Origin of the sequence: Amycolatopsis melonis, from assembly GCF_040064235.1 — a bacterium.
GTDB lineage: Bacteria > Actinomycetota > Actinomycetes > Mycobacteriales > Pseudonocardiaceae > Amycolatopsis > Amycolatopsis melonis.
Map to the genome: position 1 here is coordinate 58,781 of NZ_JBDZYD010000020.1, position 12,608 is coordinate 71,388.

Here is a 12,608-nt window from a genome sequence, read left to right on the forward strand (position 1 = left end):
CCGTGAGTTCGGGCAAATCCGGCGACGCGCCCGGGCGCTACCAGGTGACCGGCAGCTCGTGCAGGCCGTAGACGAACATCTCGTGCCGGAACGGCAGGTCCTCCAGCGGTTTCGCGAGCGCGAGCCCCGGCATCCGCGCGACGACGGTCTCGATCGCCACCTGGATCTCCACCCTGGCCAGGGACATTCCCAGGCACTGGTGCGGCCCGAAGCCGAAGCCGAGATGCTTCGCGCCGGTGCGGTGGATGTCGAACGCCGCCGCGTCCGGGAAGACCTTTTCGTCGCGGTTGGCCGACGGCAGGTAGAGGATCACGTTGTCCCCTTCCTTCAGCGTGTGGCCGCAGATCTCGACGTCCTCGGTGACGATCCGGGACAGTCCGCTTTGGACGACCGACGCGTAGCGGAGGATCTCCTCGACCGCGCCCGGGACCAGGTCCGGGTCGCGGCGCAGCGCCGCCAGCTGGTCGGGGTGCCGGGTGAGGGCGGCGACGCCCAGCGCGATCGTGCCCGCCGTCGTCTCGTGGCCCGCGATCAGCAGGAGCACCGCCATCAGCACCAGCTGCTGGCGCTCCAGCTCGCCCGTGCTCTCGTATTCGGTCACCAGCGTGCTGATGACGTCGTCGCCGGGGTCGGCCGCCTTGCGGTCGGCCAGCCCGCTCAGGTACGTGCCCAGCTCGACCAGCGCCCCCATGGCCTCGTCGCCGCTGGACGCCCAGCTCATGATCTTGCGGGTGCTCGCCTGGAAGAACTCCGCCTCTTCGTATGGCACGCCGAGCAGGCGGCTGATCACCAGGGACGGGACGGGCAGCGCGAGCCCGGTGACCAGGTCGGCGGGCGGGCCCGCCGCCAGGAGCCGGTCGACGTGCTCGCCGGTGATGCGGCGGATCTCCGGCCGCATCGACTCCGCGCGCCGGACGGTGAAGTTGCGTGCCAGCATCCGGCGCAGGCGGGCGTGCTCGGGGTCGTCCATGCGGATGAACGTCGACACCTGCGGGTTGACGCCCGGGGCGAACTGCAGGAATCCCGGCCGGGTCCCGTCGGCGCTGAACCGGCGGTCGGTGAGGATGGCGCGGACGTCGTCGTAGCGCGTCACGACCCACGCGGTCGTGCCGTTCCACATCCCGACTTCGGCGATGCCCGGTCCTTCGCGCACCTCCGTGTAGGCCGGTGCGGGATCGAACGGGCAGCCGGTGCGCAGCGCGGGATAGGCAGGAAGGGACATCCGGGCTCCTCGGGCGATCGGGGTCGGCCCAGTGTGTCCGGCGGTCGGGCACGGGACCATGCGCCATCTGCGGACCGGCCTTCGGAGAGTGCGGATGGTTCCGGCGCGGTCCGGTCCGGAAGCTATGGCGATGACCACGGAAGCGATGCGAGCGGCGCTGGGTGCCCCCGCCGAGGGCTTCGTCCGGTTGTCGTTGAACGAGAACCGGCGCGAGCCGTTGCCCGGCGTCGCGGGCGCCATCGCCGACGCCGCCCGCGAACCCGGCCGCGGCCCCGATCCGCTGTGTTCGGAGCTTTCCGCGGCCCTCGCGCAGCGGCATTCCGTCGACGTCGGCAACGTCCTCGTGAGTGCCGGCTCGTCGGCCGTGCTGCAGGCGTTGTGCCAGATCATCGACGGCGAAGTCGTGCATCCCTGGCCGTCGTTCGAGATGTACCCGCTGATGGCCGGGGCCAAGGCGGTCGCGGCACCGGTGGACCTGGACGCGCTCGGCGCCGCGGTCACCGGGAAGACCGGCGCGGTGATCCTCTGCAACCCCAACAATCCCACCGGGGAACGGTGGCGCGGCGCGGAAATCGAGAAGTTCCTGGCCGCTCTCCGCGACGACGTCGTCGTCGTTCTCGACGAGGCCTACCGGGAGTTCGGCGAAGACTGCGCCGACGGCGTCGAACTGTTCCGGAAAGATCCGCGGGTGTGCGTGGTCCGGACCTTTTCGAAGGCCTACGGGCTCTTCGGGCTGCGCGTGGGCTACGCGATCGCCGAGCCTGGGCTGATCGGACGGCTGCGGCTGGCCCTGCTGCCGTTCCTCGTCCCCACCACGGCGCAGGCGGCCGCGCTGGCCGCCCTGCGGGCCGAAACCGCGATGCGGCAGTCGGTTGCCGGGATCTGCCGGGACCGGGACGGCCTCCGCGCGGCCCTGCTCGACCTGGGCTGGACCGTGCCCCGCAGCCACGCCAACTTCCTCTGGCTGCCCGGAGCGGGCGAGCCGCTGGTGGAATTCCTTGCCCAGCACGGCATTCTCGTCCGCGAAGTGGCGGGCAGCGGCGTGCGGATCACCGTCGGCACTCCCGAGGAAAACCGGAAACTGCTGGCCGCACTGGAGGAGTTCCCGCCATGAGCATCACCCTGGAACCGGTACGGGCGTCGCTGGACCTGGTGCGCGAGGAACTCGAGCGGCGCTGGCCGGACGGCCGCGACCGGCTCGACGCGATGTGCCGCCACGCGCTGCTCCCGAGCGGCAAGCTGCTGCGCCCGCTGTTGCTGCTGGAGTCCGCCGCGGCCGTCGGCGGCGACCGCACGCAGGTCGTCCCCGCCGCGCTCGCCGTCGAGTACCTGCACGGCGCGTCGCTGATCCACGACGACGTGATCGACGGCGACCGGCTGCGGCGCGGACGCGAGTCCGTGATGGCCCGCTACGGCGTCGACGACGCGATCGTGGCCGGGGACGCGCTGTTCATGGCTTCGGCGACGGCGCTGGCCGAGTGCGGGCACCTCGGCGTGCCCGCGGCCGCGGTGGTCACCGCGCTGCGCCTGTTCGGCGAGGCAGGCATCCGGCTGTGCCGCGGCCAGGTCGAGGAAAGCGCGCAGCAGGGCGCACTCGACGCGGGCCTGCCGGCCTACCTCGCGATGGTCGAGGGCAAGACCGGCGCGCTGTTCCGCGCGGCCTGCGTCGCCGGTGTCGTCCTCGGCGGCGGCAGCACCTCCGACCAGGTCGCGGCCGCGGCCTACGCCGGCCACCTCGGGATCGCGTTCCAGATGTACGACGACCTCCTGCCGTACCTGCGCGACAGCGCGACGACCGGCAAGGCGGCCGGCAGCGACCTGGCCAACCGGCGGCCGACGTTCCCGGTCCTGGTCGCCGCCGAGCTGGCGCCGGGCCGCCGCGGCGAGCTGGCCGCGATCCTCCACAGTGGAGCACCGGGTGCGCTGGCCCGGATGAGCGAGCTGCTGCACGGCATCGGCGCGATCGAGCACGCCCGGCGCCTCGCCACCGCGGAAGCCGGCCACGCGATCGCCGCGCTGGCCGCGTTCCCGCCTTCGGACAGCACGGCGTTCCTCGCGTCGGTCGCCGAACTCGTCGTCGACCGGGAGCGGTGATGCTCTCGGCGCACGTGCAGACCTGGCGGCCGTACACCCTCGCCTACCCGGGACTGGTCGGGATGGCGGGCGCGGCGCTGCCGCCCGGGCCGCCCGCGTGGTGGCAGCTCGCGCTGGCCTGGGCCGCCGCGACCCTCGGCTGGGTCTCGGGCCACTACCTCGGCGACTACTTCGACCGCGACCTGGACGCGCTCAGCAAGCCTCAGCGCCCGATCCCGTCGGGCAGGCTGTCCGCCCGCACGGCGCTGGTGACCGGGATCGGGCTCGCCGTCGCGGTCCTGGCGACGCTGGTGGCCGTGAACTGGCGGGTCAGCCTCCTGGCACTGGCCACGGTGGCCGTCATGATCGCCTACAGCGCGTTCTTCAAGAGCCGCGGCCTGTCCGGGAACCTGGCCCGCGGGACCGCGACGGCGCTGGCCCTGACCTGCGGCGCCCTGCTGACCCATCCGGTGCCCCCGGTGGTGACCGCGGTCGCCGCGGTGGCGTTCCTGTGCCACGACACGGCGTCGAACCTCGTCGGCACGCTGCGCGACATCGACGGCGACGAGCGCGGCGGCTACCGGACTTTCCCGGTGCGGCACGGGGTGCCCGCCACCGTGCGCCTGGTCGTGGTGCTGTACGCGGTCGCCGTCGGCGCCCTGTTCACCGTGGCCGCGTTCGCCGTCCTGCTCTTCGCCGCGGCCGCGCTCGGCATCGGTGCACTGTGGACACTGCGGACCGTGACGCCCGGCCGCGCGTTGCGCGCCCACGAAATTCTGGTCGTCGAACGGCTCGTGCTGGCCGCCGCGCTGCTGCCGCCGGTACTGGGCATGGCCGCGCTGGCCGTCGCGCTGGTGCCGACGCTGGCGACCCAGCACCGGCTGCGGGCGCGCTACGAATTCCCGGAGGGACACCATGTCTGAGACGGACCTGCTCGACGACGCCATCGAGCGGGGCGCCGCCGCGGTGTTCGCCGCGGTCCGCACCGACGGCGTGATCCGCACCGACGTCGACTGGTCCTCCACGGTGTCGACCGCGGCGGCCGTGCTGACCCTGTCTATTGTGGACGACGACGCCGGTGACCTCGTCGCGGCCGGGATCCGCTGGCTGCGCAAGGCCCAGCGTCCCGACGGCGGCTGGGGAACCGTGTCCGGTGTGGACAGTGAGATGCTGCCGACCGTCATGACCGCGGTCGCGCTGGCCGTCGCCGAGCGCCGGGACGTCGATTCCGCCGTGCTCGCCGGGCGGGCCTGGCTGGACCGCTACGGCGGGCTCGACGCCGTGCCGAGCCGGGCGATCCGGGCGCTCTGCGCGTTCTTCTGCTCGCTGGCCGGCTGGGTCGAACCGGCGGCCGTGCCGCGCATCCCGGCGGCGCTGTTCCTCTTCCCCTCCCGGGCCCGGCGGATGTTCGCGGTGATGCTGCCGGTGGCGGCCGCGCTGAGCCTCAAGCCGGGCGCGCGCGGGCCGGCGGCGCGGCGCGCGGTGTCGGTGATCCGGCAGATGCACGAGCACGAAGGCGGCACCGGCGAGCTGGGCGGCGACCCGTGGCCCGCGTCGATGATCTGCCTCGGGCTGCACCGGGCCGGACAGGCGCCGGAGGTGGTCGACGCGATCCGGCGGCGGTTGCGCGCGACGGTCAACCCGGACGGCTCGTGGGACATGATGCCGCTGGACATCACGTGGTCGGTGTTCGCCGCGGCCGGGCTGGCGGAGGCCGGTTACGGTGCCGATCCCCGGCTGGCGCCGACGCTGGCGATGCTGCGGTCGCGTCAGGGTGACCGGCCGTTCACGGCGTTCGCGAGCCCGCCGGGGTACTGGAGTTACGGCACCGGCCACGGCTGGCCGATGGCGCTGGAGACGGCGGAGGTGACGGCCCTGCTGTCCCGGGTCGCGCCGGGCGACGAGGCGGCCGCCCGCGGGCTGGCGTGGCTCAGCCGTCAGCAGGACCGGCGTGGCTCGTGGAGCCTGTGCGTGCCCGAGACGACCGCGCCCAACATCGGCGCGGACCCGTTCATGACGGCTCAGGCGGTCTGCGCGCTGCTGGAGTCCGGAGTGGACACTGCGGACCGGCGCGTGCGGCGCGCGGTCGCGTGGCTGCGCCGCCAGGAGGACGCCGAAGGCCGGTTCGAGGCGATGTGGTACCGCAACCACACGGCGGGCACGGCGGTCGTGCTGGAGGCACTGGCCCGCGCGGACGGCGGCGCCGGGCGGGCGAAGGAGTGGCTGCTGGGCACGCAGCACGCCGACGGGTCGTGGTCGGACGGGCAGCCGGGCACACCGGGCACGGTCGAGGAGACGGCGTGGGCGTTGCGCGCGCTCCTGCAGGCGGGCCTGCCACCGGGAGACCCGGCCGCGCGCGCCGCGGTGACGTGGCTGCTGGACACCCAGCGCCCGGACGGCACCTGGCCCGCGGCACCGGTCAGCGAGTGGATCCGCAACTGCTACCGCTACTTCAACACGGCGATCACGCAGGGCCTGGCCCTGCGGGCGCTCGGCTGCTACCGGAAGGCGGCGCGATGACCAACACCCCGACGATGCTCCCGCAAGCCGGTCTGCCGCGGCTTGTCGTGAGTGAGAAACCGTGTTCTAACCCTGTTTCTCACTCACGAGCGCGGAAGGCGGCGTGATGACCGACGTTCTCGTGTGCGGTGCCGGGGTCGCCGGGCTGTCGGCCGCCTGCGCGCTCGGCTCGCTGGGGCTCAAGGTCCTGGTCGTCGACAAGCAGCCGGGCATCCGGCCGGTCGCCAAGGGCGAGGTGTTCCAGCCGTCCGCGTTCCCCGCCCTGCAGGCGTGGGGCGCCCTCTCCCGGCTCGGCGACCAGGGCGCGCTGCGGCTGTCGCGGCTGGTCATCCGGGACGGACCCGGCGAACCGCTGCTGGCCATCGACTACGGCGGCCTGCCCGAGGGCAGCCGTCACCTGCTGGCGCAGGACTACGCGGGCATCCTGCGCGCGCTCACCGGCAGCCTGCCCGCCACCGTGGAACTGCGCCGCAGCACCGTCGTCACCGAGCTGACCGGCAGCGGCGGCCGCATCGACGGCGCGTGGCTGAAGGAGGACGGCCGTCCCTACCGGGTGCGGGCCGGGCTGGTCGTCGCCGCCGACGGCGTCTCCTCCGCGCTGCGCAAGCACGCCCGGATCACCGGGTACCGCCGGGCCTACCGCCACCGGCTCGCCACCTTCGAGGCCGACGGCGCGGCCGCGGAGGCGTTCACCGCCTACCGCAGCCCGCGCGGCCTGCGCCTGGTGTACCCGCTGCCCGGCGGCCGGGTCCGCGTGTATGTCCAAACCGGACCGGACGAACTGCGCGGCGACCCGCGGCGCTGGTACCGCGACCTGGCGGCCGAGGTGCCGGCGCTGGACTGGCTGCCCCCGGCGGCACGGCGCCCGCAGTCCCTGCCGGTTGCCCGGTTCCTCGCCGACCGGCTGGTCGTGCCGGGGCTGGCACTGGCCGGCGACGCCGCGCACGTCGTGCACCCGATGGCGGCACAGGGACTGGGTTGCGCGGTCGCCGACGCCGAGTCGCTCGCCGCCCGGATCGCCGAGCACTGGGACGGCGACTTCGCGGCCGCGGTCGACCGCGCCCTGCCCGCCTACCAGGCTGACCGGCTGCCCGCGCTCGTCCACAACCAGCGGATGAGCCACCGCGCCGCCCGGCTGATCACGAACACCTCCCCGCTCGGCCGCCGGCTCGGCACCCACGCCCTGCACCGCACGGCCGCCAACCCGCGCCTGGTGCACCTGATGGCGTACAACATGGCCGGTCTCGGCATCCGCCCGTTCTCCCCGGCGGACCGCCTGCGCCAGTTCGGCCTCCTCCCCCACGACCGCCCCCGCCCCGCCAAGGCCGCCGCGGGCGCCCACCCTGGCTAGCCCCCGCGCGGGGCCGGTACCCGGACGCGCCCACCCCGGCTAACCTCCGGACTCCCGCGCGGGGCCGGTACCCGGATGAGCGCGGTCCGGCCGGGCTGAGCGGTCTGCCGCGGCCCAAGCGCCCCAAGGTGGCCTTGGTTGCGTTCAACGCACCCAAGGCGGCCTTCGGTGCGTTGAACGCACCGAAGGCCACATTGGGGCGTTTGAGAAACCGCGGTCAGGACCGGCCGCAGTCGATCTGGCTCGCCACCGCGGCTCCGCCCTGCGCGGCCGTCGCGACGAACCGGACGTACCGTGCGGGGCGCGGGGTGAACTTCGCCCGCTTCATCGTCTTGTCCGACGGCCAGCCGCCCTGGGCCGCCAGCGTGAACCGGACGCCGTCGGTGCTCGTCTCGACCCGGAAGCCGGTGACGTTGCCCGTGGTCACGTACTGGCCGTTCACCTCGTCCTGGCGGGGCAGGTACGTCAGCATGTCGATGCCGGGCCGGACGCCGCCCAGGTCCAGCGTCACCGACTGCGGCAACGGCCCGGCGGGCTGCCAGAGCGTCTGCTGCGCGCCGCCGTTGTAGTCGCTGTAGCCGTCGATCGCGGCGGCCGCGTCGCCGCTGGTCGCCGTGGCCCGGACCGGCGCGATGGGATGTGTCAGGCGCGCCGGCTGCGGGGGCAGCGGTGGCCGGGCCGGGTTGGGGCGCCACAGCTTGCCCACCTCCCGCAGCCTGGCGACGATGTTGTCGTCCAGCAGGCCGCGGGGGTTCGGCGGGCAGTTCAGGATGAACGTCGACCAGCGGGGTTCCAGCTGCCCGAGGTGCCGGTGCACGATGTCGTCGGCCGTCATCAGGGTCGTGGTCGGCGTGTCCGGGTGCCAGAACCAGCCGTTGGCCGAGATGGTCTGGCCCTGGCAGGCCGCGTACGTGTTGTCCGGCGCCGTCCACACGCCCTTCGGCTCTTCGTAGAACACGACGTCGCTGCCCCACGGCTCGGTGATCCCGGTCAGGCAGACCACCGCGCACCGCGGCTGCAGCGCCCGGATGTGGTCGCGGATCTCGCCGTAGGGCACCTCCCGCAGCCCCATCTGCCACGACCAGCCGTCGATCACCAGCGCGGGAATCTCGCCGTACCCGGTCAGCAGCTCGGTCAGCTGGCCCTTGACGAAGTCGAGGTCGGCCCGGCTGACCGAGCCCTTCGCCACGTCCTGCGTGCGGTCCCAGATGGAGAAGTACAGCGCGGGCACCAGGCCCCGCGAGCGGAAGGCGCGGACGTACTCGGCGACGACGTCACGGCGGTACGAGCTGTTGGCCACCGTGTAGCCGGTCAGCCGCGACGGCCACAGGCAGAACCCGTCGTGGTGCTTGGTGGTGAGCACGCCGAAGGTCATCCCGGCCGCCTTGGCCGCGTCGGCCCACTGGCTGCAGTCCAGCGCGGTGGGCGCGAACGACTTCGGGTCCTGCTTCGGGTCCACCCACTCGGCGTCGTGGAACGTGCCCATGTTGAAGTGCAGGAACATCCCGAAGCGCAGGTTGACGAAAAAGGACAGTGGGTCGTCCACTGTGGACGCCTGGGCGAGCGCGGGCCACGCCATCAGCAGGGAGCCGGCGGCGGTTGCCTTCAGCAGGCCACGACGGGAAAGCTCGGACATGGGCAGAACTCCCTCACTCCTCGATGCGCAGGGTCACCGCGTTGCCGTCCGCCCGGACGAGCGCCCCGGCCGGGGTGGCTTCGACGACGCCGCCGTTCACGACGGCCACCTCGTGCACGCCGGCGACCAGCACCTGCCAGCGCGACGGCGGATCGGACGTCTCGACGAGCACATGGTCGCCGCGGCGGTGCGTGACGAACGTCGTGCCGCCCACCGGCGTCACCCGGATCCCCTCGGACAGGCCGTAGAGGTGCAGCGTGACGCCGTCGGCGTAGTCGTAGTCCGGCCGGGAGTCGACCGCACCGAGCGGCAGGACCGTGCCGGGCCGCACCAGGACCGGCAGCTCCAGGAAGCCGCACCGGTCGCGGACCCACCGCGGCCCCCGGACGGTCCGGCCGGTCAGCAGGTCCGTCCACGCGCCGTCGGGCACGTAGTAGGACACCTCGCCGTCATCGGAAAACACCGGCGCGACGAGCAGGCTGCCGCCGAGCATGTACTGCCGTTCCAGGTGGGTGCACGCCGGGTCGTCCGGGAACTCGAGCACCATGGCACGCATCACCGGGACGCCCTCGGCGACGGCCTGCCGGGCCGCCTGGTCGAGGTAGGGCATGAGCCGTGCCTTCAGTTTCGCGAACCGGCGCAGGACGTCGACCGACTCCTCGTCGAACAGCCACGGCACCCGGTAGGAGCGGCTGCCGTGCAGCCTGCTGTGCGAGGACAGCAGGCCGAACGCGATCCAGCGCTTGAACAGCGCGGCAGGCGGCGTGCCCTCGAACCCGCCGATGTCGTGGCTCCAGAATCCGAACCCGGACATCCCCAGCGACAGCCCGCCGCGCAGGCTCTCGGCCATCGCCTCGTACGTCGACTCGCAGTCCCCGCCCCAGTGCACCGGGAACCGCTGGCACCCCGCCGTCGCCGACCGGGCGAACACGACGGCGTCGCCCCGACGGCGCAGCACCTCGAAGACGGTTTCGTTGTAGAGGTGGGCGTAGTAGTTGTGCATCCGCTCCGGGTCGGACCCGTCGTGGTAGGCGACGTCGGTGGGAATCCGCTCGCCGAAGTCGGTCTTGAAGCAGTCGACGCCCTGGTCCAGCAGCTTCTCCAGCTTGGCCGCGTACCACGCGCGCGCGGCGGGGTTGGTGAAGTCGACCAGTGCCATGCCCGGCTGCCACTCGTCCCACTGCCAGACGTCGCCGTCCGGCTTCCGCAGCAGGTAGCCGCCCGCCACGCCCTCGGCGAACATCGCCGAGGCCTGCGCGATGTACGGGTTGATCCACACCGAGATCCGCAGGCCGCGGGCCTTCAGCCGGGCGAGCATCCCGGCCGGGTCGGGAAACGCCTGCGGGTCCCACTCGAAGTCGCACCAGTGCAGCCCGCGCATCCAGAAGGAGTCGAAGTGGAACACGCTCAGCGGCAGGTCGCGGGCGGCCATGCCGTCGACGAACCCGGTGATCGTCTCCTCGTCGTAGGACGTCGTGAAGGACGTCGTCAGCCACAGCCCGAACGACCACGCGGGCGGCAGCGACGGCCGCCCGGTCAGCGCCGTGTAGGTGCGCAGGACGTCCTTGGGCGTCGCGCCGTGGACGACGAAGTACTCCAGCGACTGCCCTTCGACGCTGAACTGGACCTTCGACGTCACCGTGGAGGCGACCTCGAACGACACGCGGCCGGGGTGGTTGACGAACACGCCGTACCCGGCGTTGGTCAGGTAGAACGGGACGTTCTTGTACGCCTGCTCGGTCGCGCTGCCGCCGTCGGCGTTCCAGATGTCGACTTCCTGGCCGTTGCGGGCCAGCGGCCCGAACCGCTCGCCCAGGCCGTAGACGACGTCGCCGACGCCGAGGTCCAGCTGCTCGCGGACGTGGTGGGTGCCGTCGACGGTCAGGAATCCCATGCCCTTGGCACCGCTGGAGGTGAGCACCTCGCCCCCGGCGGCGAAGTCGACCCGCCAGGGGTCCCGGTGCACGCGCACGGACAACGCGCCGGAGGTCAGCACGGCACAACCGTCCTCGTGCGACACCTTGCCGTCGGCGCCGGAATCGTCGATCCGGAAGTGCGGCCCGCGGTCGGCGACGCCCTCGAAGTGCGTGATCCGGACACGGATGACGTCCGGCATCGGCGCGGACAGCCGGACGGTGACCACCGGCCCCTTGAGCAGGTCGCCCCGGTGCCGGACGGGATGCGCGGGCGCGTGCACGACGAGCGAACCGGGCTCCTCGGTGATGTCGTACGCCTGCACCGGGTGCGCGGCCACCACGCCCGGCTTCAGCCGCCAGTATCCGTCGCTGAACTTCATCGGTCCCTTTGCCTTGCGGAAGCGCTTTCTGCCGATTCTTCCTTGCCGCGCAACGACTATCGCAGCCGCTTCGCCGGCCGGTCAAGGCATGGCAGTGCCGATCGACGACTTCGATCAACGGCTTTCGTCGATTGTCTCGAAACCCCGGCCACCGGGCATGGGAGGCTGGCACCCATGCGAAAACTGACCTTCGGCATGAACGTGAGCCTGGACGGCTACATCGCCGCCCCCGGCGACGATCTGGGCTGGAGCGTGCCGGGCGACGAGCTGTTCCAGTGGTGGTCCGACCGCGTCGGGACGACCGGCACCGCGCTGTACGGGCGCAGGTTGTGGGAGACGATGAGCGCCCACTGGCCGACCGCCGACCGGCGGCCGGACGCCACCCCGGCACAGATCGAGTACGCGCGCCGCTGGCGCGAGATGCCGAAGGTCGTGTTCTCCTCGGCCGGGTGCCCGGTCGGCTGGAACGCCCGGCTGGTCACCGGCGACGCGGTCGCCGAGATCACCCGGCTCAAGGCCGGCGACGGCGGCACCATGGACATCGCCGGCGCGACCCTCGCCGCGGCGGCCATGCGGGCCGGGCTGATCGACGAGTACGTGCTCGTCACCCATCCCGTCCTGGTCGGTGGCGGCACGCCGTTCTTCACGGCACTGGACCACTGGGTGAACCTGACACTGGCGGAGACCCGGACGTTCCCGGGCGGCGTGCTGCTGACCCGGTACGAGACCCGGCGCTGAGCGAACACCCGTTCGACCCGGCCGGGTGGTCCATTGTGGACCACCCGGCCGGGCGCCGGCGGCAGGCGGCGAGCCTCTAGGATTCCGCCGGTGACCACCTACGACGACACCTTCGAGCACCTCGACCCCGCGGCCCTGCCGGAGCGGCAGCAGAAGATCCTCGTGGCGATCCGGGACTGGGTGGTCCGGCACGGCTACTCGCCGAGCACGCGGGAGATCGGCGAGGCCGTCGGCCTGCAGTCGACGTCGTCGGTGTCCAAGCACCTGGCGAGCCTGGAGGACAAGGGCTTCCTGCGCCGCGGCACCGGCGTGTCGCGGCCGATCGACGTCCGCGCCTTCCTGAACGGCAGCTCGTCCGGCGAAGACCGCGACTCCGTCCCGGTGCCCGTCGTCGGCGACATCGCCGCGGGCACGCCGATCTCGGCGCAGGAGCACGTCGACGACGTCCTCAAGCTGCCCCGCGACCTGACCGGCCGCGGCAACGTCTTCGGCCTGCGCGTCCGCGGCGACTCGATGATCGACGCGGCCATCTGCGACGGCGACATCGTCGTGGTGAAGCAGCAGCACGAGGCCCACTCGGGGCAGATCGTCGCCGCGATGATCGACGAAGAGGCGACCGTGAAGGTCTACCGCCGCCGCGACGGGCACGTGTACCTCGAACCACGCAACCCCGCCTACGACGTCATCGACGGCGATCGCGCGGTGATCCTCGGCGTCGTGGTGTCGGTGCTGCGCAGCGTCTGAGCCGGGGCCAGCGAGTCAAGCACTTGAT

The 12,608-nt window shown here is 72.8% G+C and carries 10 protein-coding genes; 7 read left to right on the forward strand and 3 right to left on the reverse strand.

Annotation, left to right across the window (positions count from 1 at the left end):
• Window positions 1-37 precede the first annotated feature (37 nt).
• The gene (locus ABJI51_RS40570) at window positions 38-1,222 is read right to left on the reverse strand and encodes a cytochrome P450 (protein ID WP_348956495.1); all 1,185 of its coding nucleotides are present in this window, start codon (window positions 1,220-1,222) and stop codon (window positions 38-40) included.
• Between the two features lie 130 nt (window positions 1,223-1,352).
• Here ABJI51_RS40570 and ABJI51_RS40575 point away from each other — a divergent pair, with 130 nt between their 5' ends.
• From ABJI51_RS40575 to ABJI51_RS40595, 5 genes are all read left to right on the forward strand, one after another.
• The gene (locus ABJI51_RS40575) at window positions 1,353-2,336 is read left to right on the forward strand and encodes an aminotransferase class I/II-fold pyridoxal phosphate-dependent enzyme (RefSeq protein ID WP_348956497.1); all 984 of its coding nucleotides are present in this window, start codon (window positions 1,353-1,355) and stop codon (window positions 2,334-2,336) included.
• A complete protein-coding gene (locus tag ABJI51_RS40580; protein ID WP_348956498.1) occupies window positions 2,333-3,316 on the forward strand; it encodes a polyprenyl synthetase family protein in 984 nt (327 codons plus the stop codon). Before ABJI51_RS40575 ends, ABJI51_RS40580 begins: the two co-directional genes overlap by 4 nt.
• The gene (locus ABJI51_RS40585) at window positions 3,316-4,218 is read left to right on the forward strand and encodes a UbiA family prenyltransferase (protein ID WP_348956499.1); all 903 of its coding nucleotides are present in this window, start codon (window positions 3,316-3,318) and stop codon (window positions 4,216-4,218) included. The genes ABJI51_RS40580 and ABJI51_RS40585 overlap by 1 nt, the downstream gene beginning before the upstream one ends.
• Complete coding sequence (locus ABJI51_RS40590) at window positions 4,211-5,815, forward strand: prenyltransferase/squalene oxidase repeat-containing protein (protein WP_348956501.1); 1,605 nt, start codon at window positions 4,211-4,213, stop codon at window positions 5,813-5,815. The genes ABJI51_RS40585 and ABJI51_RS40590 overlap by 8 nt, the downstream gene beginning before the upstream one ends.
• Before the next feature lie 106 nt (window positions 5,816-5,921).
• The gene (locus tag ABJI51_RS40595; protein WP_348956502.1) at window positions 5,922-7,166 is read left to right on the forward strand and encodes an FAD-dependent oxidoreductase; all 1,245 of its coding nucleotides are present in this window, start codon (window positions 5,922-5,924) and stop codon (window positions 7,164-7,166) included.
• 217 nt (window positions 7,167-7,383) lie between these two features.
• Here ABJI51_RS40595 and ABJI51_RS40600 read toward each other — a convergent pair whose 3' ends face one another.
• On the reverse strand, window positions 7,384-8,802 hold the full coding sequence (locus tag ABJI51_RS40600) for an alpha-L-fucosidase (RefSeq protein ID WP_348956503.1): 1,419 nt from the start codon (window positions 8,800-8,802) through the stop codon (window positions 7,384-7,386).
• A gap of 13 nt (window positions 8,803-8,815) precedes the next feature.
• Complete coding sequence (gene yicI, locus ABJI51_RS40605) at window positions 8,816-11,098, reverse strand: alpha-xylosidase (protein ID WP_348956504.1); 2,283 nt, start codon at window positions 11,096-11,098, stop codon at window positions 8,816-8,818.
• Window positions 11,099-11,272: 174 nt separating this feature from the next.
• Here yicI and ABJI51_RS40610 point away from each other — a divergent pair, with 174 nt between their 5' ends.
• Window positions 11,273-11,836, forward strand: a complete 564-nt coding sequence (locus ABJI51_RS40610) for a dihydrofolate reductase family protein (protein WP_348956506.1) — start codon at window positions 11,273-11,275, stop codon at window positions 11,834-11,836.
• A gap of 90 nt (window positions 11,837-11,926) precedes the next feature.
• Complete coding sequence (gene lexA, locus ABJI51_RS40615; RefSeq protein ID WP_348956508.1) at window positions 11,927-12,580, forward strand: transcriptional repressor LexA; 654 nt, start codon at window positions 11,927-11,929, stop codon at window positions 12,578-12,580.
• Window positions 12,581-12,608 lie beyond the last annotated feature (28 nt).

Excerpts from the sequence above, each read along its gene's own strand:
- yicI (WP_348956504.1), bottom strand. The coding sequence starts at position 11,098 with ATGAAGTTCAGCGACGGATACTGGCGGCTGAAGCCGGGCGTGGTGGCC.
- ABJI51_RS40595 (WP_348956502.1), top strand. The coding sequence starts at position 5,922 with ATGACCGACGTTCTCGTGTGCGGTGCCGGGGTCGCCGGGCTGTCGGCC.
- ABJI51_RS40580 (WP_348956498.1), top strand. The coding sequence starts at position 2,333 with ATGAGCATCACCCTGGAACCGGTACGGGCGTCGCTGGACCTGGTGCGC.
- ABJI51_RS40575 (WP_348956497.1), top strand. The coding sequence starts at position 1,353 with ATGACCACGGAAGCGATGCGAGCGGCGCTGGGTGCCCCCGCCGAGGGC.
- ABJI51_RS40610 (WP_348956506.1), top strand. The coding sequence starts at position 11,273 with ATGCGAAAACTGACCTTCGGCATGAACGTGAGCCTGGACGGCTACATC.
- ABJI51_RS40585 (WP_348956499.1), top strand. The coding sequence starts at position 3,316 with ATGCTCTCGGCGCACGTGCAGACCTGGCGGCCGTACACCCTCGCCTAC.
- ABJI51_RS40600 (WP_348956503.1), bottom strand. The coding sequence starts at position 8,802 with ATGTCCGAGCTTTCCCGTCGTGGCCTGCTGAAGGCAACCGCCGCCGGC.
- ABJI51_RS40570 (WP_348956495.1), bottom strand. The coding sequence starts at position 1,222 with ATGTCCCTTCCTGCCTATCCCGCGCTGCGCACCGGCTGCCCGTTCGAT.
- ABJI51_RS40590 (WP_348956501.1), top strand. The coding sequence starts at position 4,211 with ATGTCTGAGACGGACCTGCTCGACGACGCCATCGAGCGGGGCGCCGCC.